Source organism: Microbacterium sp. CCH5-D1 (assembly GCF_001557335.1).
Lineage (GTDB): Bacteria > Actinomycetota > Actinomycetes > Actinomycetales > Microbacteriaceae > Microbacterium > Microbacterium oxydans.
Genome location: NZ_LSJW01000108.1, coordinates 1 through 5040, shown reverse-complemented (window position 1 = coordinate 5040; position 5040 = coordinate 1). Strand labels below are relative to the sequence as shown.

The 5040-nt window shown below is 70.8% G+C and carries 3 protein-coding genes; 2 read left to right on the top strand and 1 reads right to left on the bottom strand.

Features of this window, described 5'->3' with window-relative positions:
- A partial coding sequence (locus AX744_RS07115) for a threonine/serine ThrE exporter family protein (protein WP_061016000.1) occupies positions 1–1167 on the top strand: 1167 nt, incomplete at its 5' end.
- A gap of 127 nt (positions 1168–1294) precedes the next feature.
- On the top strand, positions 1295–3808 hold the full coding sequence (locus AX744_RS07110; protein WP_061015998.1) for a LuxR C-terminal-related transcriptional regulator: 2514 nt from the start codon (positions 1295–1297) through the stop codon (positions 3806–3808).
- A 75-nt stretch (positions 3809–3883) separates the two neighbouring features.
- On the opposite strand, the gene AX744_RS07105 is transcribed toward AX744_RS07110, so the two are convergent.
- Positions 3884–5040: DUF7927 domain-containing protein (locus AX744_RS07105; RefSeq protein WP_157543537.1), on the bottom strand; the 1157-nt coding region annotated here is incomplete at its 5' end.

Here is a 5040-nt window from a genome sequence, read left to right as displayed (position 1 = left end):
ATCATCCTCATCGAGAGCGGCGAGTCCGATGAGTCCCGCGTCGCGATCCGCTCGGCGACGAACGCCTCGTTCCGTTTCGATCAGATCGCCGCCCTGTACGAGCTGATCGCCCAGGCGAAGACCGGCTCGGTCACCCCGCTCGACGGCATCAGACGCCTGAACGAGATCGGCGCGATGCGCCCGCGGCTCGGCTGGATCACCCGCACGTTCGGGCATGCGGTGCTGACGACAGGGCTCTCTCTCCTGCTCGCCCCCACGTGGCAGGGCGTGATCGTCGCGTTCGTGCTCGGAGCGCTGATCGGATTGCTGAAGCTGGTCCGCTCTCCGACGCTGCAGCTGATCATGCCGGTGGTCGCGGCGTTCGTGTGCGCCACCGCGGTCTTCCTCCTGGCCGAGGTGATCGAGATCGGCGATCCGATCCGCCTGCTCATCGCCCCGCTCGTCACCTTCCTGCCCGGCGGCGTGCTGACGAGCGCCACCGTGGAGCTCGCAGCAGGGCAGATGATCTCCGGCGCCTCCCGTCTGGTCTACGGCTTCGTGCAGCTGGCGCTGCTGGCGTTCGGCATCCTCGCCGCCGGCACCGTCGTGAGGGTCGACTCGTCCTCGTACGAAGCTCTCGACGGGGGATCGCCGCTCCCGTGGTGGGTGGCGCTCATCGGGATCCTCGTGTTCGCGCTCGGGAACTATCTGCATTTCTCCGCGCCACCGTCGACCTTCGGGTGGGTGCTTCTCGCACTCGTCGTCGCCTACACGGGCCAATGGGCCGGCACCGAGTTCGTGGGCGCGACGGTCGGCGGGTTCGTCGGTGCCGTCGCGATGACCCCCGTCGTGCTGTGGATCGCGACCCTCCGCCACGGAGCACCGTCGCAGCTCACCTTCCTCCCGGCCTTCTGGCTGCTGGTCCCCGGGGCCGCCGGGCTCGTCGGGCTCACGGAGGCGGTCGCGACCGACGGCGGACTCTCCGACTTCACCACGGCGCTGGTCTCGGTCATGTCGATCGCGCTCGGCGTGCTCATCGGCACCGCGCTGTACCGCGTCGTGCACCACGGCGCCGAGGAGATCGTGCAGTTCGCCGTCGCCCTTCCCCCCGCCTCGGACGAGAGCGCCCCTGCTCCGAACCTGTGGTCGCGGATCACGGCGCCCTGGCGCCGGAACGGTCACCGCTGACGGTCACGGACACGCTCCGCTCGCCCGGCATCGCTCGTCTCTGCGTTCGTCGATGTCCCGGCGGGCGTCGCTTGTCCGTGCAGGATTTCGGCATATCGTAGAGGGAGGGGACCTGGGGAGGTACGGGGTGTCGGCATTTGTCGCGCAGGGGGACGGACATATACCGCGAGTATCGGCGCACGCCATCAGGCGTCCGCGACTGAGCGCCGAGTTCGAGACCGAGACGCCCCTCACACTCATCCGCTCGGCGTCCGGCTCCGGCAAGACCACGGCCCTGGTGGACTGGGCGGCCACCACATCCGCCCACGTCGTGTGGCTGACCGTGACGCCGGCGATCACGAGGAGTGAGGCACTCGCCGGAGCGCTGCTGCGCGTCCTGCCCGGAGCCGACCGGCGGGACGACGGCGACGAGGGCTGGGCCGCCGTGGCCGCGCGTCTGCACGAGGCGGAGGGCCACCTGGTCGTGGTGCTCGACGATGCTGCCGCCGTCGAGCGCGATGGCGCGTTCGCGCTGTGTCGCGCCGTCGGTGCCGCTGCCCGCACCCGTCTGATCGTCGCAACGAATCGCCCGAGCCCCTTCGACAGCGAGGGCCTCGACCTCTTGATCGACACGACGCTCGTCGCTCCCGAAGACCTCATGTTCGATGATGAGGAGATCCGTCGCGCGCTCGACGTCGACGAGGACACGGCGGCTGCGACACGAGAGGCGACAGGAGGATTCCCCGCGCTCATCCGCGCCCTGGCGCTGCGGGGGACCGGCATGGATGCCGGGTCCTTGCGAGCCGCCACCACGGTGATCGAGGACTACCTGCAGGACAGGCTCGCCGAGTGCGGCTTCGACCCGCAGGCGCTTCGAGGCATGCTCCGGATCAGCGTCACCGATTCCGTCGACGTTCCGCTCGCCACGGCGCTCACCGGCGATCCGGACATCGTGAGGGCGCTGGACCAGGCTGAGATGTTCGGTTTCGGCCGCTGGGCTGCCGACGGCCGCAGCTCGTTCGAGCTCACGCCCCTGACGCGCGGGATGCTGCGCCGCGAGCTCCGCGCAGCCCTCGCGGACGAGGTCCCCGGGCTGAGGCGCATCGCCGCAGAGGGTGCCGTGCGCCGTGACCTGCCCCTCGAAGGACTGCGGCTCGCCGTGGAGGGCGACGACCTGCGTCTGGCGACCCACGTCACGATGTCGGGGTGGAACCGACTGCTGCACCGAGATCGGAACGGTGTCGTCGAACTGCTCGGCGACGTACCGGTGGCACGGCTGAAGCAGGAGCCGCTGGTGGCCATGCTGCTCGGGATGTGCCTGAAGCCCAGCCGCCTGCGGCGCCAGCGCGGACTCCAGCTGCTGCGCATCGCGGTGGCGGCCGCGAACGCCCGCCGGACCACGCTCTCGGCCACGGAGCGGATCTTCATCTGGGCGGCCGAGAGTGCGTCGCTGCGCGCCATCGGACGACCGGAGCGCGCCGCACAGGTGGCAGCCCGATCTCTGACCCTGTTCAACGAGACCCCGGAATCGCAGTGGCAGCAGTACGCCCGCGACATGCCGCTGCTGTGCACGCACCTGGGCATCTCCCTCTACTACGGCGGGCAGCAGGAGGAGGCCATCCACCTCTGGGAGCAGGCCGCCGCCCTCGCCGCCGCGCACGGGGGCAGCAACGCCTTCCACGGCATCTGCCTCCTCGCCGGCGTGCACGCCTTGAACGGAGACCTCCCCGAGGCCAGGCACTACGTCTCCCTGATCAGAGACGGCGGCTGGGACGCGGCGCTGCTCGACAGCTACCGCGGCACGTTCTACCGTGTGGCCGAGGCCATGCTGGCGGTGGAGGACGGCGATCTGGCTGCCGCGAAGCAGCACATCCGGTACTTCGAGCCGTACCGCGCGACCAGCGAGCACTGGACGACGATGGCCTCCGTCGAGGCATGGATCGCTCTGCACGAGGGCGACGCCGCCGCGGGATTGGAGCGCCTGGAGTCGTTCGCGCGCCTGCGGGGCAAGGAGGCCGGTGCACCGCACGTGCGCCAGGCACTGTCGCGCGCCCGGATCCTCCTCCATCTCGCCCTCGGCGATGTGAACGCGGCCAAGGCCGTGGTGCAGCGGGATGCGATCCCCGACCGCTTCGCGACCGTCCTGAAGCGGGCACGCCTGGCCCTCATCGACGGCAAGGCGGCCGACGTGGTCCGGCTTCTGGGACAGACCCGCCTGCGCCCCACGAACGCCAGGGAACGCGCAGAGGCCTCGGCGGTGCAGAGCGCCGCCCTGCACCGGGTGTCGCCGGCGGCCGCGCAACCGTCGAGCGAGGCGCTGAACGCCCAACTCGCCGATCGGGGCCTCACCACTCCCCTCGTGCTGCTGAGCGCGGAGGACTTCGGCACGGTGCGAGCCGACCTCGACCCGACCGGCCGTGGGACGTTCCCGCTGCGATCCGCGCTGCCGTCATTCGCGGCCCGACCTCGCCTGTCGTCACGCGAGCAGGTCGTGCTGCGCGCCCTCACCTCCGGCGCATCTCTTCCTGCGATCGCCCTGGAGCTGCGCGTCTCGCAGAACACCCTCAAGACACAGCTCCGCAGCATCTACCGCAAGCTCGGCGCGCACAACCGCACCGAAGCGGTGGAGCAGGCGGCGCGTCACGGTCTCCTGCCGGAGTAAGCGCAGACCCTTCCGGGGAAGACACGGAAGGCCCCGCCCGTCGAGTTCGACGGGCGGGGCCTTCTTTCATGACCGTCAGGCCTGGGAGCGGCGTCGACGCAGGATCAGCAGCACGGCACCGCCGAGCAGCAGAGCGATCGCAAGACCCAGCACCCAGGGCGCGAGGATTCCACCGGTGAGCGCGAGCGGCGTCAGCACCGGGTTCTCGGTCGTGCTGGGCGGCGGCGTGATCGTCCCACCGCCGGGAGGGGTGGCCGTGCCCACAGCCGCGTTGCGGAGAGTCGCACCCGCCGCGTTCGCATGCACGGTCACGGAGTAGGTGATCGTCACGCTCTCACCCTCGGCGAGGCTGCCCGTCCAGCGCAGCTGCGTACCGTCGACCACGGGTGCTGCCACCGTCCGCTCGCCGACGACCGCGGTCGCACCGGGCTTCAGATCGGCGTGCGACAGCACTCCGGAAAGGTCGTCTGTGATGACGACGTCGTCCAGCCCCGTCTCGCCCGTGTTGGTGCCGACGAGCGTGTACGTGACGGTGCTTCCCGTGGCGACCGCCGTGCCCGATCCCGGGTTCGCGGTCTTGAGGAACGCGAAGCCGGGGGTGCCGACAGGGTTCTCGGTCGTCACGGGCGGAGGCGTGAGCTCGCCGCCGCCAGGCGGGGTGGCGGTACCTGCGACCTTGTTCGCGATCGTCGCACCGCCCGCGTCGCCGTTCACGGTCACCGAGTAGGTGATCGTGACGCGCTGCCCGATGGCGAGGGCACCCGTCCAGGTGAGCTCGTCGCCGTTCACGACAGGAGCGGGTGCGGATCCGTCGACCACGGTCGCCGTCGCGTCGCCGTTGTAGGCGGCGTGGTCGAGCACGCCGGACAGGTCGTCGCTGATGCGCACGGGATCCAGCGCCGTCTCACCGGTGTTCACGCCGGTCACCGTGTAGGTGATGACGCTGCCGGGGTCGACCCTGGTGCCCGAGGCGGGATCGGCCGACTTGCGCAGCTCGAAGCCGGGCTCGTTGACCGGGTGCTCCGTCGTCGCCGGGGGCGTCTCGATCGGCGGCACGCCGCCCGGCGGGGTCGCCGAGCCTGATGCCGAGTTCTCGATGATGGTGCCGCCGGCGTCCGCCTTCACGGTCACCGTGTAGGTGAGCGTGACGGTCTCGCCGATCTGGAGCGCGCCCGTCCAGGACAGACGCTCACCGGTGACGGCGGGTGCCGTCGCCTCCGTGTTCCCGATCC